At 59.1% G+C, this 20,910-nt stretch carries 17 protein-coding genes and 3 pseudogenes; 14 read left to right on the top strand and 6 right to left on the bottom strand.

Features of this window, described 5'->3' with window-relative positions; genetic code table 11:
* The coding region (locus A3722_RS23220; protein ID WP_236627369.1) for an IS4/Tn5 family transposase DNA-binding protein at window positions 1-144 on the bottom strand (144 nt) is incomplete at its 3' end.
* Window positions 145-426: 282 nt separating this feature from the next.
* Between A3722_RS23220 and A3722_RS08160 the strand changes: the two genes are divergently transcribed.
* Both A3722_RS08160 and A3722_RS08155 read left to right on the top strand, forming a co-directional pair.
* Window positions 427-1,071: an ABC transporter permease gene (locus A3722_RS08160; RefSeq protein WP_067624133.1), complete on the top strand. Its 645-nt coding sequence runs from the start codon at window positions 427-429 to the stop codon at window positions 1,069-1,071.
* 82 nt (window positions 1,072-1,153) lie between these two features.
* On the top strand, window positions 1,154-1,711 hold the full coding sequence (locus A3722_RS08155; protein ID WP_067624131.1) for a transposase: 558 nt from the start codon (window positions 1,154-1,156) through the stop codon (window positions 1,709-1,711).
* Between the two features lie 289 nt (window positions 1,712-2,000).
* On the opposite strand, the pseudogene A3722_RS23215 reads toward A3722_RS08155, so the two are convergent.
* From A3722_RS23215 to A3722_RS08140, 3 genes and pseudogenes are all read right to left on the bottom strand, one after another.
* Window positions 2,001-2,093, bottom strand: a pseudogene (locus A3722_RS23215) (IS66 family transposase); the annotation flags it as partial.
* A pseudogene (locus tag A3722_RS23210) lies at window positions 2,092-2,621 on the bottom strand (IS6 family transposase); the annotation flags it as partial. The pseudogenes A3722_RS23215 and A3722_RS23210, both read right to left, overlap by 2 nt.
* A 220-nt stretch (window positions 2,622-2,841) precedes the next feature.
* Window positions 2,842-3,696 carry a MurR/RpiR family transcriptional regulator gene (locus A3722_RS08140; RefSeq protein WP_067624123.1) on the bottom strand — a complete coding sequence of 285 codons (855 nt, stop codon included), beginning with the start codon at window positions 3,694-3,696 and terminating at the stop codon, window positions 2,842-2,844.
* Between the two features lie 178 nt (window positions 3,697-3,874).
* Between A3722_RS08140 and A3722_RS08135 the strand changes: the two genes are divergently transcribed.
* Both A3722_RS08135 and A3722_RS08130 read left to right on the top strand, forming a co-directional pair.
* Window positions 3,875-5,203 (top strand): aspartate aminotransferase family protein, encoded by a 1,329-nt coding sequence (locus tag A3722_RS08135; RefSeq protein ID WP_067624120.1) that lies wholly within the window; start codon window positions 3,875-3,877, stop codon window positions 5,201-5,203.
* Entirely contained in the window at window positions 5,200-6,000 is an 801-nt protein-coding gene (locus A3722_RS08130; protein WP_067624118.1) for a 3-keto-5-aminohexanoate cleavage protein, read from the top strand. The genes A3722_RS08135 and A3722_RS08130 overlap by 4 nt, the downstream gene beginning before the upstream one ends.
* Before the next feature lie 230 nt (window positions 6,001-6,230).
* Here the strand turns inward: A3722_RS08130 and A3722_RS23205 are convergent.
* Window positions 6,231-6,841 (bottom strand): annotated as a pseudogene (locus A3722_RS23205) (IS5 family transposase).
* A gap of 110 nt (window positions 6,842-6,951) precedes the next feature.
* Complete coding sequence (locus A3722_RS08115; RefSeq protein WP_067624111.1) at window positions 6,952-7,764, bottom strand: helix-turn-helix domain-containing protein; 813 nt, start codon at window positions 7,762-7,764, stop codon at window positions 6,952-6,954.
* Between the two features lie 133 nt (window positions 7,765-7,897).
* Here A3722_RS08115 and A3722_RS08110 point away from each other — a divergent pair, with 133 nt between their 5' ends.
* The 10 genes from A3722_RS08110 (at window position 7,898) to A3722_RS08070 (ending at window position 20,482) form a co-directional block, all read left to right on the top strand.
* Window positions 7,898-9,919: a CocE/NonD family hydrolase gene (locus tag A3722_RS08110; protein ID WP_067624109.1), complete on the top strand. Its 2,022-nt coding sequence runs from the start codon at window positions 7,898-7,900 to the stop codon at window positions 9,917-9,919.
* Between the two features lie 105 nt (window positions 9,920-10,024).
* Complete coding sequence (locus tag A3722_RS08105) at window positions 10,025-11,575, top strand: ABC transporter substrate-binding protein (protein WP_067624106.1); 1,551 nt, start codon at window positions 10,025-10,027, stop codon at window positions 11,573-11,575.
* A gap of 76 nt (window positions 11,576-11,651) precedes the next feature.
* The gene (locus tag A3722_RS08100; protein ID WP_067624103.1) at window positions 11,652-12,596 is read left to right on the top strand and encodes an ABC transporter permease; all 945 of its coding nucleotides are present in this window, start codon (window positions 11,652-11,654) and stop codon (window positions 12,594-12,596) included.
* Window positions 12,577-13,521 (top strand): ABC transporter permease, encoded by a 945-nt coding sequence (locus A3722_RS08095; RefSeq protein ID WP_236627368.1) that lies wholly within the window; start codon window positions 12,577-12,579, stop codon window positions 13,519-13,521. Before A3722_RS08100 ends, A3722_RS08095 begins: the two co-directional genes overlap by 20 nt.
* A gap of 1 nt (window position 13,522) precedes the next feature.
* Window positions 13,523-15,583 carry a dipeptide ABC transporter ATP-binding protein gene (locus A3722_RS08090; protein ID WP_067624100.1) on the top strand — a complete coding sequence of 687 codons (2,061 nt, stop codon included), beginning with the start codon at window positions 13,523-13,525 and terminating at the stop codon, window positions 15,581-15,583.
* Between the two features lie 32 nt (window positions 15,584-15,615).
* Window positions 15,616-17,043, top strand: coding sequence for a C69 family dipeptidase (locus A3722_RS08085; RefSeq protein ID WP_067624097.1), 1,428 nt, complete (start codon window positions 15,616-15,618; stop codon window positions 17,041-17,043).
* Between the two features lie 182 nt (window positions 17,044-17,225).
* Window positions 17,226-17,384, top strand: a complete 159-nt coding sequence (locus A3722_RS23935; protein WP_236627367.1) for a hypothetical protein — start codon at window positions 17,226-17,228, stop codon at window positions 17,382-17,384.
* Window positions 17,385-17,399: 15 nt separating this feature from the next.
* Entirely contained in the window at window positions 17,400-18,437 is a 1,038-nt protein-coding gene (locus A3722_RS08080; protein WP_067624096.1) for an IS630 family transposase, read from the top strand.
* Window positions 18,438-18,899: 462 nt separating this feature from the next.
* Window positions 18,900-19,949 carry an AAA family ATPase gene (locus tag A3722_RS08075; RefSeq protein WP_067624093.1) on the top strand — a complete coding sequence of 350 codons (1,050 nt, stop codon included), beginning with the start codon at window positions 18,900-18,902 and terminating at the stop codon, window positions 19,947-19,949.
* Between the two features lie 89 nt (window positions 19,950-20,038).
* On the top strand, window positions 20,039-20,482 hold the full coding sequence (locus A3722_RS08070; RefSeq protein ID WP_067624137.1) for a DUF6634 family protein: 444 nt from the start codon (window positions 20,039-20,041) through the stop codon (window positions 20,480-20,482).
* The last annotated feature ends 428 nt before the right edge of the window (window positions 20,483-20,910 follow it).

Genomic DNA, 20,910 nt, shown 5'->3' with positions numbered 1-20,910 from the left:
GTTCGACCAGTCTTGGAACGCCGTGGGCAGCGATTTTCCCGGACGACCTCCAAGGGTCGCGAGCATTGCTTCAAGCCGCCGGTTCAATCGTACATCTCCCAGATCACATCTGGCAGTTTCCGTCCCCACCCAATTCTGTCCCATATCTGCACCTCATTCATTCGGTGCCACATGACGAATCATGCTCGGGGCTGCGCGGGCAAGAGCAAGACTGATGGGTGAATCAATTCGTCGCACCAAACTTATGGGTAACTGCAAGATCAATGGAGCGGCTACGCTCAAAGAACCATTGAGTACAGTGAATCTGGTCGGTTTCATGATAGTGAGCGGCGTTCCTTTAATGCTCTGGCGGACCCACTGTGCTATAGATTGTCGGTATGTCGTTGCGAGGAGGAAGCGCGCGACATCACTGCAAGGGAGGGCGGGATGGAGCTGATATGGTTCGCCATCGGCAACCGGGATGCGATTGCCGGCATGGCACTCGAACACATAACGATAGTGGGTGTCGCCGTCGGCTTTGCGATCCTGACGGGAGTGCCTCTGGGCATTGCGATCACTCAGAATAGGCGCGTCGCTGACATCGTACTCTATGTTGCCTCAATTATTGTCACGGTGCCGTCAATTGCGCTGTTCGGGCTGATGATCCCGATCCTGTCGACCATTGGCCATGGCATTGGTTGGCTTCCGGCGGTGATCGCGATCCTGCTCTATTCGCAGCTTCCGATCGTGCGTAATACCTACACTGCCATCCCCAATGTCGATCCTGCGCTCCGCGAGGCGGCGCGCGGCATGGGCATGACCCCACTGCAGCGGATGTGGCGCGTTGAGCTTCCGATCGCGGTGCCGGTGATCATGGCAGGCGTCCGCACCGCCGTGGTGATGAACATTGGTGTCGCCGCCATTGCCGCCTATATCGGTGCCGGTGGCCTCGGCGTGCTAATCTCCCGCGGCATTAGTCAGACTGACCCGCGTCAGCTGATCATCGGAGCGATCGCGGTCTCGCTGCTCGCAATCACTGCGGATCAAGTGTTGTACCGAATTCAGAAATTTCTAACACCCGCTGGCCTTTGATCCGTATACGATGCGCTCGCCTCGGCCGCCCGAAACACCGATAGCCCGTCCGCCGTCTCACTGCATTCAAGGAACCTCCACGATGATCCAGCTTGAAGACCTCACCAAGACCTTCGGCACACCAAAGCGTCTCGTTGTGGCCGCCGACAAAATCAACATGACCGTTCCTACAGGCGACCCGATCGTGCGAGAACTCACAGCCCTTCGCGGTCTTGACCTAGTGCTAGCCGCAGCGGTTGTCGCCGAAGTCGGCGATTTTGCTCGGTTTGAAAACCCACGTCGTCTGATGAGCTATTTTGGCCTGGTGCCGGGGGAATTCTCAAGTGGGTCCAGCATACGCCCGCGCGGAATCACTAAGGCAGGATCCTCGGACGTTCGCGCGCTCTTGTTCGAGGCTGCCTGGCTCTACCGGCTGAAGCCTAAGGTGGGTCAGTGGTCGCCGTTTCGACAAAAAGACCTGTCACAGGTGGCGAAGGATATCGCTTGGAAAGCGCAGTTGCGATTGTATGGCCGATATCAGCGTCTTACGCAGGTACGCCACAAACGCAGTCAGGTGGCTGTGACAGCTGTCGCGCGTGAACTGGTTGGATTTATCTGGGCGATTGCTCGCAACGCAGAAGGCGGAATGGCCGTAAGATAGATCAATCCCGGACCGAACAAATCTGGTGGTCTGTATGCAGAACGTTGAGACCGGTTAAGGGAAACCTTGGGCAAGAATTTGGAGCCGGCAATCCGGATCTCCGCAGCTAGATTAAGGCAGCCCTTTACGCCGTACCATCAATATGGGGCCGAACAGGATCCCCGAATGAGAGTTTGAGCAACCGTCGCGTTGAACTCAGCGCTCTGCACCAGCCCATCAGCCAGAAGTCCATGAACGTCGTACCGGCGATCGGTAAAATGCGTCTAAAATCTTGACAACGGTCATGAGAGTTCTTTCGCCCAATACCGATTGGTCGCAGAGCCCGCTCTGCTGGGTTGTTGTCGATTGCAACCCGACCATCGGACAGGAACAGGCTGAAGGATGAACCGGTGATCCTGCTCGATGATGTTGTTCAGATATTTGACCTGTAGAACTTCAATAAGCCAGCACCAGCCGCTTAGCAGGTGCAGCAGGTTCATGTTTCCCAAACCTGCGGCGTTCGCGCCGCTCTTATCGATGACGACCCGATCCGGCCAGCCATTGTTGCGGATGGTGCGCGCGAAAAACCGGGTGACTGCTTCTTCATCGCGTGTTTCCGAAAGCATGAAATCAAGCGTATTTCCGAACTTGTCGACCGCCCGATACAGGTAGCACCAGCGGCCCTTCACTTTGATATAGTCTCATCCATCCGCCAGGAACGCGCGGGCTGTGCCTTTCGCTTCTGTGCCTCGGACGCGATCTGCCCAGAGAATTTCTCAACCCAGCGGTTCAACGTAGCATGGTCGACCTCTACTCCGCGCTCAGCCATAATCTCTTCAAGATCACGATACGGCACCGCAAAACGGACATAGAACCAGACCGCACACAAGATCACATCTTTTGGAAACTGGCTTCCCTTGAAATCGACCATCACAACCTCCCGCTCGTCATCCAGCCGCAAAGGTAAAGCCACCGCAAAAAGCACTCAAGTCGCGAAAACTTTGCGACAGAACCATCCCCATAGCTCCAAAACAGCCCGCGCTTTCCTCCTTGTCAGATTTGTCGCCGCTGCAGCCCGCGCTGACAGCAGCCACAAACCTTAGAATTTGCTGACCTTCACCCCTGGGGCTGGAAGGACCGGTTCCGGCGCTTCACGAGGTGTATCCCCCGAATTGCTGGATACGATCCTCGAAGGCGGTCACCCTTTCTGCCGCACTATCCGATCGGGCAGCCATTCCGACTAGCAGCATTTCCGCGGCGAAGAATGCCGAATTAAGCGACGGTATGAAATGTGGTCCGGCCATTGGGAGGCGCAGCACCTTCCACGCTCCGACCGCGATTGGCGAGGAATGGCTGTCGGTAAATGCCAGAATCCGCGCGCCGCGGGATTGTGCAATCTGGCAGGCCCGAACGACCTCAGTGGAGTAATGTGCATATGTAATCGCAACAACGATGTCTTCGGGCGTGGCCTGGGACATCTGGTCTACAATACCCCCCGGAATCGCTGGCACTTCCACGAAATTCGGGAAAGCCATGCCACCGACATACGAGAAATAGTGGGCGATCGAATAGCAGCTACGCACCCCGACCGCATAGATCTTGCGCGCGCCAAGCATGGGATCAATGCAGGCATTGAGTTTTTCCAGGGTGTCTGTTGAAAAGAGGGTTTCGGCATTCTTGTGATGGGCTTCGATCACCGCGGAAAAGGCATTGCCGCCGAGTTCAGTCCTGAGCGTCCGCGCCCTTTCGCCATAGGTCGGTGCCGCCATCTGAAGAATTGTCTGCACATCGGCACGTAAGGCGTCAAAGCTAGCATACCCGAGTTCTCTGGTCATACGGGTAACGGTATTGGGGTTCACCCCGGCCTGCTTCGCCAGCCCGCGAATCGAATGAAATGCGACCTGCGACAGATTGTCGAGAACCCATGGCGCAAACGCCCTCAGCGCCGGTGTCCCCTCGACGCTCACGCGCGCCAGCCTTTCCTTCAGCGTCTCTGTCTTACTCATGAAATTCAAGCCCTTGACTGCTTTTTATCGATTATCACCTCGCCAATCACTTCGGCAAGGCAAAGTCGTTAATGCACTTGTATTAATTATCGGCACCAAATAATACAACTGCATTGCGCTCTCGGGCGAGTGCCGATGTGACGTTAAGCAGACGCTTCTTCATGCAAGGACAAGAAACATGAACAGCCATATCTTCGGTCGATCCACCAAGGGTGCTCTGCCCGTAGCCACCGAAGGGGAGGGTTGCTATATCGTCGATGCGAACGGGCGCCGTTATCTCGACGGCTCGGGCGGTGCTGCGGTTTCCTGCCTTGGGCATTCAAATCCTGCCGTGCGCGCAGCCCTTCATGCCCAGATCGACCATATCGCCTTCGCTCATACTGGTTTTTTCACCTCCGCCCCAGCCGAGCGGCTGGCTGACCGGCTGATCGAAAACGCACCAGAGGGGATTGACCGGGTCTATCTTGTATCCGGCGGGTCTGAGGCCGTTGAGGCTGCGATCAAGCTTGCGCGTCAATATTTCTTGGAGATTGGCCAGCCAAACCGGCATCGCGTCATTGCGCGCCGCCAAAGCTATCACGGAAATACCTTGGGTGCCTTGGCGGCTGGTGGCAATGCGTGGCGCCGCACCCAGTTTGCCCCTTTGCTCGCTGACACCACACATATCAGCCCGTGCTATGAATACCGCGACCGCCAGAACAGCGAGTCGCAGGAAGCCTATGGGCTTCGCGTGGCCAACGAGTTGGAAACAGAAATCCTGCGGCTTGGTCCGGACACGGTGATGGCGTTCATGGCCGAGCCGGTCGTCGGCGCCACCGCTGGGGCGGTCCCGGCGGTGCCAGGCTATCTCAAGCGTATCCGCGAAATTTGTAACCAGTACGGCGTGCTTCTGATTCTCGACGAAGTGATGTGCGGGATGGGTCGCACTGGGCATCTGTTCGCTTGCAGCGAGGACGGCGTTGCGCCGGACATGATCACGATCGCCAAGGGACTGGGCGCGGGCTACCAGCCGATTGGTGCGCTGCTGACGTCGGCCGGCATCTATGGTGCCATTGCGGCCGGAACCGGGTTCTTCCAGCACGGCCACACCTATATGGGCCACGCAATGGCCGCCACAGCCGCCAACGCGGTGTTAGGCGAGATTCTGGACGGCGATCTGCTGGCACGGGTTCGCACACAGGGAGATAAGCTTGACGTCGCTCTGCGGGCCAAGTTTGGCCAACATGAGAATGTCGGCGATATTCGCGGGCGCGGGTTGTTTCGCGGTATCGAGCTGGTTGCCGACCGCAGGACCAAGGCGACGTTCGATCCGTCGCAGGGTTTTGCTGCGCGGATCAAGAAAGAGGCTTTTGCCGCCGGTCTGATCTGCTATCCGATGTCGGGCACAATCGACGGGCAGCGGGGCGACCACGTGCTGCTCGCGCCGCCGTTCATCATCGAGGACGCACAAATCGACGAACTTGTCAGCAAGCTTTCGACAGCTATCGACCGGGTGCTTGCAGCATGAAAGACCTGCCCTTTGTGATGGTCGCGCCGAATGGCGCAAGGTTGACCAAGGCCGATCATCCGGCCCTTCCCGTCACAATCGACGAAATCATGACCTGTACTCTCGCCTGCCGCGTGGCGGGCGCGGACGGCCTGCACGCGCATGTGCGCGATGCAGAACAGCGGCACGTTTTGGATGCCGGACTTTACGCAGAACTCCTAAGCGAACTCGAGCGGCTCGCCCCCGGTTTTTATGTCCAGATCACGAGCGAGGCAGCGGGTTCTTTCACCCCTGCAGAACAACGGCGTCTGGTCCAGGATTTGCGGCCCGACGCAGTATCTGTTGCATTGCGGGAAATCACCGCGATGCAGGATGAGGTCGTGACGCGGCGGTTCTTTGCGCTGTGCGACGAAGCTGGCATCGGCGTTCAGCATATCCTGTATGACGGGGCCGATGTTGCCCAACTTACCCGGCTTGTCGCGCAAGGCGATGTACCGCGTGCGGGGCTGAAGGCGCTGATCGTTCTGGGGCGCTATACGATCGGCCAAACAAGCGCGCCCGAGGATGTTGCGCTGCTTGCGGAAGACCTCAAATCCGCGCTTCCCGGTGTTGATTGGTCGGCCTGCGCCTTTGGTCCAAATGAAACCGCCTGCCTTATCGAGACCATGCGGCATGGCGGCAAAGCCCGGATCGGGTTCGAGAATAATCGCCTGAACGCGGACGGCAGAGTGGCCGTCGACAACGCAGAGCGGGTGGCGGAACTGGTGACACAAGCCAAGCTGAGTGGCCTTGGCTGGCAGCAAGATACACGCTCATGAATTCGCCGATGGTTCCTTGCGCTGCGCGCCCCAGCCATTTGAAAGTGTCACTTTTGCAGGAAAGTGAGAACATTCGGCTATTTGTTGCTTGGCCACCGGTCACACCATATGACCACGGAATGTGAGCAAGAATGAAGACCGCAATCAGACCTGAGAACGCTGCCGCAATGATCCCTGACGGCATTGCCAAGTTATTTTGATCTGTCCGGTTGCAGCCTGACCCAAGCCCCTCAGGCGGTCATCTCGCAGAAATAGTCGGTCCAGAGGCTGAATGCATCATCCCTTGCATGACGATAGGAGTTGGCCGTGAGGCGATAGCAGCGGGGTTTGAAGATGGCGTTGATCTGGTCATGGGCGGCGAGGAACCGCTGTGCCTGCCTGGGTGACTTGAACCGCCGCATGATTTTCTCCCGCAGCCGCGTCGGCCTGTGGCGCCCCTGACTGTCGCAGATAGCATGCAGCTTCGTATTCATGCCGCCCTTGGTGCGACCGATCAGGCGGCCACGCCCCCCTTTTTCGCGCCCAGGCTGGACTCGGTGCGATGGGCTTTCAGATAGGTCACATCGATCATCACTGCCTTCTTCTCGCCGTGCTGAGCTGCCAGGCCAGTCATCATCTGCGCAAAGATGCCCTTGTCGCTCCACCGCTTCCAACGGTTGTATAGCGTCTTGTGTGGACCATACTCTTTCGGCGCATCACGCCACCGTAAGCCATTGTGGTTTAAGAAAATAATTCCACTAAGAACGCGCTGGTCGTCGATGCGCGGCTTGCCGTGGGATTTCGGGAGATAGGGCTCCAGACGCGCCATCTGTGCGTCGCTCAGCCAGAAGAGATCAGACATGTCACCACTCCGTTTTCGGAGCTGTGAAACACGCAACCAACCTGAAATCAATGGGTCCTGAGCCTTGGGTGAAATTCGTCTCAACAAAGGAGACGAGCAGAATGAAGAGATCAGGGTTCATCTACGTCAAAGACGAAGCTCTTATCTTCAATCCGGTTTTCGATCAAATTCAGGATTTCCGATCTGATCATGCCGCTCTCCGGCTGGAAGAGGCCCGTCCTTTTCATCGCCGCTCGCGTGTCGATATCGCGCCCGAGAAATTCCAGCGCGACTCTTGACGCCCCAGGTTTGCGCCCGCGCCGTGTGGGCCCGCCAGTGTGAATTCCCAAAAGAATGTCCAATCGACTACGGTGGCTGGGATAGAAGGTGGCTTGGGTGATCGTGTTCATTTCGAGCGCCTCATACTCCATGAGGTATATCCTGTCGGCTAAGAAAAACAGCACGCCTTCGTATTTGTTCAGCCCTGTCGAGCGTCCCGTATCAGGGTTGCGCAGAACTTCGATGTTCTTCCAGTAATACTTGTTATCTTCTGTGTAGATGAGCGCGAGTGAGCGAATGACTTTCCCCTTATTTCCGAAGGAGTAGAAGTATCGGAAATAGTAGCCCAGATATTTTTCAAGATCCTGGCTGTGCTGATACAGCCTGTCGAGATGACGCAGCGGTTTGCTTAACGCTTCTTGTTGGAGGGGTTTGCGTTTGAGGGCGACAATTTCCTCGAATGGCTGCGGCTCCATCAACAGTTCGGCCTCGGACACGCCGAAAAAATCGCAGACCTTGCGCATGTTGCGGCGCGATGGATGGGATCTACCAGCAAGATATTTATTGAATTGCTGTCGGTTAATGTCGAGCCTGCGGCATACTTCGGCGATGGAGGGGTGATAGCTGCAAAGCAGAACCAAGTTATGGCGAAGTTCATCAGACATAAAGCATTGTTAGAATGAAGCGCTATTCGCGTCAATTCGCGAATGCTCGCGAAATTGCCGCCCTTCATGATGCGCGTAGACTTTTCGACGACCTTGGCACCGCGGGGGTGCAGGACGATCGGAAGGTAAAAAGATGAAGCAGGTTCACGCCTATCCCTACGCCGTGAGGGAAATCCACCACATTGAGATCCCGATGCCGGATGGCTGCAAGCTGGCCGCGCGCATCTGGATGCCGGAGGGCGCAGAAGAGACGCCGGTTCCCGCCATCCTCGAATATCTACCCTATCGAAAAAACGACTTTACCACCGCGCGCGATGCGTCGATGCAACCCTACCTGGCCGGACATGGCTACGTGGTGATCCGGCTGGACCTGCGCGGTGCGGGCGATTCCGAGGGGCTAATGGTGGATGAGTATCTGCCACAGGAATTGCAGGATGGTTGCGACGCTATCGCATGGATCGCCGAACAGCCCTGGTGCGATGGTAAGGTCGGCATGATTGGCATTTCATGGGGCGGGTTCAACGGGCTGCAGATCGCCGCGTTGCAGCCGCCAGCGTTGAAGGCTGTGGTGACGTTGTGCTCAACCGATGACCGATATGCTGACGATATTCACTACATGGGCGGCTGCCTGCTGGGGGAACAGCTGAGCTGGGCCTCTATCATGTTCGGGCGCAACACCCTGCCGCCGGATCCGGAAAATGTCGGAGAAAAATGGCGCGATATGTGGCTCGAGCGCCTTGAGGGGAGTGGACTCTGGCTGAAGAACTGGCTTGAGCATCAGCGACGCGACGCTTTCTGGCAACATGGTTCGATCTGCGAGAACTGGTCGCAGGTGCAGATTCCGGTCTACGCGGTTTCGGGCTGGGCGGATGGCTATCCGCGCAGCGTGTTCCGCCTGCTCGAGAACCTGCCCGGCCCCAAGAAGGGACTGGTCGGCCCTTGGGCGCATCGGTATCCGCATATGGGCGAGCCGGGCCCGGCGATCGGCTTCCTGCAGGACGAATTGCGCTGGTGGGATCACTGGCTCAAGGGATGCGACACCGGCATCATGGATGAGCCAATGCTGCGGCTCTACATGCAGGACAGCGTTTCGCCCAAGGGGCACTACGAGACCCGCCCCGGCCGCTGGATTGCCGAACCAAGCTGGCCCTCGCCGCAGGTTTCGCGCACACTGTATCACCTGACGCCGGACGGCGGGTTGAACCCTGAGCGCCCCTCCGAAGATGGTGTTCTTCACCACCACAGCCCCGCGGATGTCGGCATGTCCTCGGGCAAATGGTGCGGCTACGGAACGCCGGGGGATGCCCCCGTAGATCAACGACGGGAGGACGCTGGCAGCCTGTGTTTCGACATCGGCATTCCCGAGGATGGCCTGACCTTTGCGGGGGACGCCAACTTGCACCTGCGCCTGAGCGTCGATCGGCCTGTGGCGCAGGTGGCCGCGCGCCTTGTGGATGTGCATCCCGATGGCCGCGGTACACGCCTGTCCTTTGGTGTGTTAAATCTGAACCACCAGCAAGGCCATGACAGCCCCGAGTTGCTCGTACCGGGCAAAATCTATGACGTGATCATCCCGATGAAACACGTCGCCCAATCCCTGCCGAGTGGGCATCGCCTGCGCCTGGCAGTGTCGAGCAGCTATTTCCCAATGATTTGGCCCGCGCCCGAACGGGTCACGTTGAGCGTGCATACGCAAGGCAGTGCGTTGGAGTTGCCGTTGCGCGCCGCTTCGGCCCTAGATGAGACCCTGGCCGATTTTGACGCAGCTTCGGCCGGGCCGCCGCCCCCGACAGAGCAGATCGCTGAACCCGAAACCTGGTTCCGCATTGTCGAGGACGCCGCGCGCGGGGAAATCCAGATGCAGATCGCCGATGGTGGCGGGGTCACACGCCTCTTTTCCAATGACCTGACCCTGCACAAACAGGGATACGAAACCTATGGCGTGAGTCTCAATGACGTCACTTCGGCCTGGGGTCGCACCGAATGGCACTACGGGCTCAGCCGTGGAGATTGGTCTGTGCGGTCCGAAACGCGGACCCTGCTGCGGGCTGACGCCAGTGATTTCATCATCACAGCAGAACTGCGTGCTTGGGAGGGCGACACTCTGGTTCTGGAAAAGCAGTGGGAGGAGCGCATTCCGCGCGACCATATGTAAGCTTTGAGAAGTGTATATGGCGTCATATAGCGAAAGGGTGCGAAATTGACCGGTGTCATCGAGATGTCATGCTCCGGTCAGGAATTGTCTAGGGAGGACACAACATTGAAACAGTTAGGAACAACCCGCCGGGGCTTTCTCGGCACAACCGCTGCATTGGGCGCATTGGGGCTTGCCCCGGCCTGGACCACGGCGGCCTTTGCACAGACCGGCGGCACTTTGCGTCTTCGAATCGACGGCGACAACGATGTGCTTGACCCCGGCTTCATGACCGGCGGGACAGAGATCGAGGCGCAGAAGCAATGCCTGCCCTTCCTGGCACAATATGCGCGGGACGGCGAGACTTTCACCTGGGAGCCGACCTATTTCGTCACCAAGCTCGAACAGAGCGACGGCACCCATATCGACTTCGAACTGACCGAAGGGCTCACATGGTCGAACGGCTACGGGCCGGTCATGGCCTCGGACGTCAAGTTTTCCTATGAGCGGATGAAGGACAGTGACTGGTCCGGCTACTTCGATGCGCTGGAGCGTGTCGATGTGACCGGAGACCGGACAGGCACCATCGTTCTGAACAAGCCTTTCGCGCCCTTCATCATGATCACGCTCTGCCATGGCCCCGGCGCGGTGCTGAGCGAGAAGGCCATGGCCGATGCGGGCGGCAAGTTCACAACCAGCTTCCCAGCGGTCTGCGGCCCCTACACCTATGAGGCGACACCGGGCCAGCGCGCGGTGTTCAGTGCCAATCCCGACTGGACCGGGCCGAAACCGGCCTTCGACCGGGTCGAATGCAACGTCATCACCGAGGTCAAGGCCGCCGAGCTGGCCTTCGAGGCCGGGGAGTTGGACTGCACCGAGGTCGGCGCCGACACACTGGCGCGTTATACCAAGGACATGCCAGAAGACACCGCGATCGCGGTGGCGGGCGAGCTGCAATATATGTGGATAGGGATGAACACCGAGCATCCCAAACTGCAGGATATCCGCGTTCGGCAGGCAATTCAGCACGCGGTGGATGTCGACACCATCCTGCAAGGCGCCTATTCGGGCACAACGGCCAAGTCCCACGGCATCATCTGCCCCGGCCTGACCGGTCAACGCGACAGCGCGGGCTACAGTTATGATCCCGTCAAGGCGCGCGCGCTGCTGGACGAGGCTGGCGTGTCTGGCCTTGAAGTGACCTTGCGGACGCTAAACAACCAGGAACGGATGTTGGCCGCTCAGATCATCCAGGCCAACCTCGCTGCGGTCGGTATCACCGTCAATATCCTGCCGCTCGACAGCGGCCCCTACTGGGAAATGGGTCAGGAAAACAAGGGGGATACCTGGAAGGACCTCGAACTGTGGATCATGCGCTTCGGGACAACGCCGGACCCCTACGAAGCGACACAGTGGTTCACCTCGGATCAGGTCGGTGTCTGGAACTGGGAGCGCTGGACAGATCCCGAGTTCGATCGGCTCTATGATGAAGGCGTCAACGAGACCGACATGCAAAAGCGCCACGACATCTACGTGCGCATGCAGGAGATCATGGAAAACACCGGCGCCTATGTCTGGATCAACCATGAACCCGAAGCCTTCGTGCACAGCACTGCGATCGGCGTGAATGCCGCGCCGTCGGGCGAATTGAACTATCGCAGGTTCACCCGAGCCTGACTGTCCGCCATCCGGACCGATCCGCGCCACGCTGCGCGGGTCGACATCGTGAAATTCAGTCGAGAGGAGGTCGTTCGTGCTTTATTATCTGACCAAACGTCTGGGTCTGTCCGCCGTGGTTGTCGGCCTTGTCGTGCTGGTGCTCTTTTCTCTGCTATACTTCATCCCCGGCGACCCTGCGACCATCGCTCTCGGCCCCCGCGCAACGGAAGAAGCTATCGCGCGTTATGCCGAGAAGATGCATCTTGACGAGCCGGTCTGGCGGCAGTTCCTAATCTATATCGGGAATGCTCTGACAGGCGACTTGGGGCTGGACGTGTTTTCCGACAGACCCGTGACGGCGATCATCATGGAGCGGATCGGCTTTACGCTCGCGCTAGTGGGCGCAGGGATGGGCTGGGCAATGCTCTTGGGCATTCCGCTGGGTTGCCTTGCGGCGGTCAAACCCAATAGCTGGATCGACCGCATCACGGGCGTGTTGTCGGTGGGAACCATTGCGGTTCCGTCGTTTCTCGTTTCGATCTGGGCGTTGCTGATCTTTGCGGTGCATCTACGCTGGCTACCGGCCATCGGGGCGGGCGAGCCCGGAGACATCGGCGACCAGCTTTCCCACCTGATCCTTCCGGCCTTCGCTATCGGGTTAAGCTGGGTGGGCTATCTTGCGCGGATGGTTCGGGCTTCGATGCTCGAGGTGATGGGCGAAAACTATATCCGATCCGCCCGAGCCTTCGGCCTTCGGCCACGACGCGTGATCTTTGGTTACGCTCTGCGCGTCGCCATCCTGCCTACAATCACGCTGATCGGCATGGGCTTTGGCGGCATGATCTCCTCGACTGTCTTCGCCGAGATCATCTTTGCCCGCCCCGGCATCGGCAAGCTGATCTTCGACGCCGTGATGGCGCGCAACTTCCCGATTGTGCAGGGCGCAGTTCTGGTGGCCACCGGACTGTATATCTTCGTCGTCCTGTTTTCTGACATCCTCATAGCTTGGTTTGATCCCCGTGTCCGTGAATCCCTCTGAATCCGAAACCGGTATACCGGCGGTCGATGCATCGGGACTTCCCGACCATGTGACCGAAGCCGACATCCGTGAATCCGCCGCCCGTGAGCGCCTCGAAAAGCTGCGCATGTTCCTGACCAACTGGCAGGGACTGACCGGACTGATCCTTGTCACATTATTTTTTGCCAGCGCCATCTTCGCGACCTGGCTTGCGCCCTATGATCCGAACGCGCTGGATGTGCCGGCACGGCTGTCTGGTCCAACGTTGGAGCATCTAGCAGGTACCGACCAGTTGGGCCGCGATACGCTTTCACGCATTCTCTACGGTGGGCGAGTGGCCCTCTATATCGCAGCGATCGGCGTATCTGTTTCATTGGTTATAGGCTTGATCCTCGGCATGATTGCCGGGTTCGGACCCCGTTGGCTGGACAATCTGCTTCTGCTGGTCTTTGACACGGTGCGCTCTTTCCCGACCATCGTGCTGGCGCTGGCAACTGTGGCGCTCACCGGGCCAAGCCTTGGCGTCGTGCTGGCCATCGTGATTATCACATCAATCCCGCAATATGCGCGGGTGGCGCGCACGGCGACGCTGACACTGAGGAACACCGATTTCATCCTCGCCGAACGCTCGCTGGGGGCCAGCATGACACGAACCCTTTTGCACCACGTCATGCCCAATGTCGTCGGCCCTTTGCTGATCCTGGCCGCGATGGAAGTACCGGTAGTGGTCACTGTTGAGGCGGGCTTGAGCTTTCTGGGCCTTGGCGTGACGCCGCCCACTGCCAGCTGGGGCACGATCCTGAACGAGGGTTATCTGGTGATACGCGACGCGCCCTGGATGGTGATCGCCGGCGGCATCCCGCTGATCCTGACCACGCTGGGTTTTACCTTCCTAGGCGAAGCACTGCGCGACATTTTCGATCCACGTATGGGGAAAGGCCGCTGATATGCCCAAGGATGCACTAAACTCCCCCGAGACGCTGCTTGACGTCCGCAACCTGTCGGTCGACTTCCGCACCCCCCGGGGCCGGGTCAAGGCGCTGCGCGACATCACCTTCCCGATCCGCAAGAACCGGATTATTGGTATCGTAGGCGAAAGCGGATCAGGCAAATCCACGGTGCTTTGGGCGCTGCTAGGCCTCTTGGCAAAGAATGCTGATGTCACTGGCGGCGAAGTCCGCTTTGGCGACCGTGACCTTCTGCATGCCAGCGAAGCGCAGCTGCGCGCCACGCGCGGCGAGGAGATCTCGGTGGTCTTTCAGGACCCGATGACCAGCCAGATCCCTGTGCTTACCTATGGCCGGCAGATGCTGGATATCCTTTACCGGCGCCCCAATGTCTCCGCCGCCGAGAAACGCCGTATGGCCGTCGAGATGCTGGGTAAGGTCGGCATCCCCGACCCCGAGAAGCGGATTGATCAGTATCCGCACCATTTCTCGGGCGGAATGCGCCAGCGCGCGGGCATTGCCATGGCGCTGCTGACAGGTCCGCAACTCTTGCTGGCGGATGAGCCGACCACCGCGTTGGACGTCACCATGGAGGCGCAGATCATTCACCTTTTGCAGGATCTGCAAAAGGAACTAGACACATCGGTCGTGGTGGTTTCGCACAATCTTGGTCTGATCGCCGAGCTCTGTGATGATGTGGTGGTCATGTATGCCGGCGAGGTGATCGAGGCGGGCGAGGTGCGTGAGATTTTCCACAACGCGCAGCACCCCTATACCCGCGCGCTGCTGGAATGCGACCCGGCGCGCATCGACGACGTGTCGCGCAAACTGCCGGTGATCCCCGGCGATATTCCCGACCTGACCAAGGCACTTTCGGGCTGTATCTATGCCCCGCGCTGCCAGCGAGCCATGCCGGTCTGCCGCACGGAGCTGCCCCCGGACGTGACCCGCGGCGAGATGAGCCTTGCGCGCTGTCACCTTCTCGACGGGCCACACCACGATCCAAGCTGGCCGCCGCCGCTGAATGTGATGACCGTGGGCGGAGGCGTGGCCGGCGCCAGCAAGCCCGCCCGTGTCAAGAGCGACAAGCCGCTACTGGAGGTGTCCGACCTGAACGTGCAGTTCGAAACCGTTGGGCCTCTGCGCGCGCGCCTAAAGGGCATCACCCAACGCCATGTGGACGCCGTTCTGGATGTCAGCCTGTCAGTCGCACCCGGAGAAACCGTTGGGCTGGTCGGTGAGAGCGGTTCGGGCAAGACGACGCTCGGGCGCTGTGTGCTGAACCTCGTGCCGGCACAGGGCGGCTCTGTCCGCTTCGAGGGCCAGGACATCCTCAACATGCCCGAAGGCCGGTTCAAACCGCTGCGCCGGGATATGGCGATGATGTTCCAAGATCCGGTCGGCTCGCTCAGCCCGCGCAAATCGGTGCGGGCGCTCATCACGGAGCCGTTCCAGATCCACGGCGTCAACGGCGTCGATCTGGATGCCGAGGCCGAACGGCTGGCCGACATGGTGCGTCTGCCCAAACCCTTCCTGTCGCGCTATCCACATGAGCTTTCGGGCGGGCAGGCACGCCGCGTGGGCGTGGCGCGGGCACTGGCGCTGAACCCCAAACTGATCATCGCTGATGAACCGACCGCGGGGCTGGACGTATCAGTCCAAGGTGAGATTCTCAACCTGATGGCCGATTTGCAGGCCGAGCACAGGCTGGGCTACCTGATCATCACTCATAACCTGCCCGTGGTGCGCCATATCGCGGACCGGCTGGCAATCATGTATCTGGGTCGCATCGTGGAAGAGGGCCGCACGGACGAGGTCTTCGCCCGCCCCGTGCATCCCTACACGCAGGCCTTGGTCGAGGGGGTGCCGCAACCCGACCCCGATCGTCGCCGCGTACATGTGTCGATCTCGGGCGAGGTGCCAAGCCTTCTCAACCGTCCGAAGGGGTGCGATTTTGCGGGTCGCTGTCCGTTCGCACAAGACCTTTGCCGGGCCGAGAAGCCGCCGCATGTGACAATGGCGGACGGGCGGCGGCACGCTTGCCACTTCCCGCTGGGCTGATCCCGGCGCATATCACCTGAGAAGAAAACACAATGAGTTACGGTATTTACATCGGGCGCAACCACACGGCCGACGGGGTGGCCTATCTGGCCGGTTATGGCGATGAGCCCAGCAGTCACTGGCTTGAGATTTGTCCAAGTGCAGAGCATCCGGAGGGCGCAACACTCACTGTGGGCGTGACGCCGCAGGCTGACATGCCCGGCCATCTGACCGAGATCCCGCAGGCGCCCGAGACGCTGCGCAACATGCGGGTGAGTTACAGCTATTATCTCGGCGTGCCCGCCCCGCTGACCAACGGCGGGCTGAACGAATGCGGGGTCGCGGTGCGCGACATCTGGTCCACCTCGCGGGCCGACCTAATTGCCATGACGCCCAAGGACCAGACCGGGCCGAATTATTCCGACCTCGCTCGCATCGTGGTGGAACGCGCCCGCAGCGCCCGCGAGGGGGTGGAGCTGATCGGAGAGCTGATCGCCACGCATGGCTATTCCACCTATGGCGGCAATTCCCACATGATCGCCGACCCTGACGAGGCCTGGGTGGTGATCGAGTTTGCCGGGGGCCGTGGCCTCTGGTGCGCCGAACGGCTCGGGCCCGACAGCATCCGTGCCTCGCGCCCGGGTTATATTGGCGAGATACCCGAAACCCCCGACGAGAACTTCCTGTTCCCACCGCATTTCTTCGACCCGGCCCGCGAACTGGGCTGGTGGTCGCCTGCGGAGGGCGCCTTTCATGTCAACCACATCTATGGTGACGGAAAGCACCGCTGGGACGGCGTCGCCTGGATCGAGGACGAGATGCGCGTCCTTGCAGATCGGCCTGAAAAGATCGGTCTCGAGGACGTGTTCTGGTCGATCAGTACCGAACGCCTGACGGGCGATACCGCCGGATACGGGCAGGTGGTACCGCTGACGCATCCCGGGCATGACGCACTGCGCATGATGTGGCACGCGCCCGTCGGCCCGGTCACCGCGCCGCTCTTGCCGGTCTTCCTTGGGCAGAATTCCGTCCCGTCCGCTTGGCGGCAACACCGCTACCTGACGACCGGCGAAAGCCATCGCTTCCTTGATTGCCGCAAGAAGGACAAGGACCCGGACACGGTGTCCCTAGTCCCCCAGGGTATTGAGACCGGGCAATCCGCCTTCCATGAGTTCAAGCGGCTAATGCACTTGGCCTTCCAGAAACCGGAACCGATCCTGAATGAGGTCTGGACACACTGGCGCGCAATCGAGGCAAACGTGAATGCTTGCATCCCCGACACCCTGCGCGCGGCAGGACACCTTCTGGAGGCAGGTGAAGAGGTACTGGCATCCCAGATCTTGACCCAATTCAGCCAGGCGCGCATGGCCGAGGCCTTGGCTGATTGCCAGGCAATGTCGGTGGCAGCTTATGCAAGGCTGCGGGCACTGAACGACCTCAACATGACCCACGAGCCCCGCATGCTCAACCAACTCTGGTGAGCGGGGACCGATCAAACCACCACACAAGGGAAGAACCATGCCGAACCACGCATTTGCCCGCTCCATGCGCCATGATGCTCCATAAGCTATCGCCGGTTGTTACCTGATTGATGCGGAGGGCAAACGTTAACTGCCCTCACCTCAATCCGATTGAACGGCTTTGGGCCTTCTTGCATCGATAAGTGACCCACAAACGCTACTACCCAAGTCAGAAGCAGTTCGCCGACGCCATCCTTGCATTCATGCGTGAAGCCATCCCGCAGGAATGGACGAAATTCCGCGACAAGGTCTCCGACAACTTCCGCGTCATAACCCACGAAAACTTTCGGGTTTTGAAGTAGGAACGGTATAAAAGCATGATCCGGCCTGGTTTTCTTTCCCCTGCGGAGCGACGTGAGCTTGTCTCTTGCGTGCGCAGTCAGCGTGAAGATCATGGCATTGCGCGTCGTGCGAATGCGATCCTGTTGCTTGATGACGGGAAATCCTGCCACGCCATAGCGGAGTTTCTCTATCTGGACGACGACACGATCCGTGGTTGGTATAAAACCTATCGCGAAGCTGGCTGGGATGCGCTTTCTTTTGATGGCTGGAAAGGTGGTCAGTCTCGTATGACTGCCGATCAGGAGGCGGCCTTATGCGACTGGTTGAAAGATCGCTTTTGCCGCTCGACCGTTGAGATCATGGCCCATATTTCCGAGAAATTTGGCCTGCGCTGCTCTCACTCCGGCTGCATCAAGCTTCTGGCGCGCTTGGGGTTCGAGTATCGAAAGCCCAAGGCCCTCCCACGGGTTGCGTCTACCGAAAAACAGGCCAGCTTTATTACAATGTACCAGAGCTTGCTGGCCGAGCTTGGCGCGGATGAGGCCGTCTATTTTGCCGATGCCGTTCACCCTGAATATCAGACAAAGCCCGCATACGGCTGGGTGAAAACAGGCTCACATCCTGCCGTCACAACCACCGCAGGCCGTGGCCGCGTGAATATCCACGGTGCAGTCAACTTGGAAACCTTCGACGCACCCTTTGTTGAGCCCACCACCGTTGACGGGGTCAGTGCCACACAGCTTCTGGCCAAGATCGAAGAGCGCAACCCTGACAAGCGACTGATCCATGTGATCTGGGACAACGCCGCCTACCACAAAGGGCCGGATGTCAGGGAATTCCTCGCCAGGCCAGAGTGTCGCATCCATCTGATCCAGCTGCGGCCATACTGCCCACACCTGAACCCGATAGAAAGACTGTGGGCCGTCATGCACCAACATGTGACGCATAATCGGCACTACCCCAACCAAAAGCAGTTCGCGAATGCGATCCTGAAGTTCTTCCGTAAAACCATCCCAAATGAGTGGAAATCATTCCGCGATCAGGTGTCTGACAACTTCAGGGTCATCAACTAAGACAAAGTTCGGGTTTTGGCGTAGCTGCGGTATAGTGGCAAAAAATGACCCGCCGTGGTGGCAGGCCAGCCGGCGCCAACGATTTCCAACATCAACTGAATCAGTGCTTTAGATATAGGTCGGTGGCAGATCGCGCCTGGCCGTTTCATTGATGTGAGACCCACCAATAAATGTCCATTTCCACTGTTTTTTTGACCTTTCCACACAGATCAAATGACCACCGTCAACCTTAGTTGGCGGTGGTTTTGTTTTATATCAATGGCTTATGGTGAAATGTGCTGTGCGCTCTTTCTGATCCAGGGACGGCTGTTCAAGGGTCAGCGCCAGCATTGACGCACCTGCAGGAATGTTCTCATTACGTTCCTGTGGATCCGGATCCTCGTACTGAAACCCTTGGCAGCCACACGCTGCCAGATGCTGGCCGCCCAAAAGATGGGCGGGCCGGTTCAGAGAGGACACCAAATGCCACGCATTCAATTTGCCGACGTCAGTTTCCCGGATCACAACATCCCGTCGGCCCACGACATCGAAGTTCGTCTAAGGAAGTTCCTGGATCGTTTCAGAGAACAAATCGGGAGCCCAAAATTTGACTACGCGCTGTCCGACGCGGACCGGCTAAAAGTACGGCGAAGGGCGGCTGCGTATCTCAGCGCCATTTCACGCCGATCAGGCATGGACCATCTCGACGACAAAGATCGCAGAAAGTTGCAAGTTTTCCGAGGGGGTGCAGAGCTAAAGTGCGTAGAGACCGAGCACCGCGCGGACGAAATCGCCAGTTGTCTCCACACGGAGATGCCGTGGATGGCTCCTGCAACAGAGCGTCTTTGGCACGACATGCGGGCCTCGGTCCGCAATGGTGATCCTGCGCCCCTTGTCCGGCCAATGCTTCTCGTCGGTCCGCCCGGGATTGGTAAAAGCTACTGGTCTCGCCTATTGGGCGCGCAGCTCTCCGTGCCGACGACAATCATAGAGGCCACGAGTGAACCCGCTGCATTTGCGGTTACGGGGTCTCAAAAGGGATGGGGATCAGCGGGCCCGGGAAAGGTTCTGGAAGGGATCATGGCGTCTCAGATTGCGAATCCTGTGATCGTGGTCGACGAGATCGAGAAAGCAGGGGATGTCCAGTCCGCGGGCGGTCAACGGTATTCTCTGACTGAGGGTTTGCTGCCCTTCCTTGAGAGGTCCACCGCGCGTCGTTGGTCATGCCCTTACTTCCGTATTGGTTTCGACATGTCGTGGATCACATGGATTCTTACAGCAAACAGTGTGAACGGTCTGCCAGCCCCGTTCCTGAGCCGATGCCCTCCCACCGAACTGCGCGCCCTGACGCAAGAACACCTGCTCGGATTTGCTGAGCGCGAAGGGTTGCGACGTGACCTTCCCCCAGATGCAGTTGATGCCGTCAAGGACGTCATCATGGCAATCAAGATGCCGCACAACGTCAGCCTTAGATCAGTCATTCGGATGCTGGATGCTGTCGACCAGGCGATGAACCGTCCAGTGTTGCACTGAACAAGGTCGGCAAGGCCGAGGTGTGTCTCGTCCGAATGACCTTAATGACCGTCCCTCAATCACACTATCAGAATCTAATGGAGTTCCCCATGAACAATAGAGACCTCTGGGCTCAGAAAATACGTACTGCCATCACCGCTGCTGATGCCGGACCTTCCGAAACCGACCTCGCCGGCGCACCAATCCTGACATATTGGCGTCCACATGTATCGCGCCATGGCGCCCCCATACTCTGGGGGATCGCGTCTGGGCACCCAAGGCTGAAAGGCGGCTGGATCACGACATCCCAGCTTGTCGCAATTGACGTCGACCGAGCTTGGGCGCGTACGGCGTCACGGTGGTATGTTCTGGCTCAACCCTTCTCTGCCTATGAGGTGAAGATCGCCAAGGGCCTCGGGATGGAGGAAGCCCCTTCGGGATTTGTACAGGTCGACTTGCCAGGGTATCGGCCACTAGATGACCTGTCGCTGCTTGATGAACTGTTGGGGGCCTGGCGGGAACGTATGGTGTTCAACGACAGTGGGGAGGGCTGACATGTCCGGTGAAGAAGGTCCCAAGCACTTCAACTTTGCGGAACGGCAGCGGCAGAAAGCGCGGGCTCGGCAACGAGACGAGGAGCGGTTGGCGCGGGGAGATTTCCCCCGCCGAGTTGCAGCGTAAGAACATGCCGTTTCGAAAACTCAGGCGCGACAGGGTGGCCCTATACAGGAACAAGAAGACCGGCGAGTTCAAGTGGATTTCTTTCGATCGGAAACGGGGTTCAGATAGCAGTGAGCATTGACGCTTCAGCACAGGGGCCGGCCGCCAATTGGGGTGGACATGAGGTGCAACGGGGCGCGGCGACGCGGCCCCTCCCGCCGCGTCGCTGCCTTCGATGAATCCGCGCTCTGGTAGGTCGCTGGTCCGAGGCTATTCCGCCTCCCTGCCGGGGGCGCACCCGCGCGCCCACTGCGCTTGAACG

It is taken from the genome of Sulfitobacter sp. HI0027 (assembly GCF_001634775.1).
Lineage (GTDB): Bacteria > Pseudomonadota > Alphaproteobacteria > Rhodobacterales > Rhodobacteraceae > Sulfitobacter.
The sequence above is the reverse complement of the archived record's forward strand: the minus strand, read 5'-3'. Positions and strand labels throughout refer to the sequence as shown.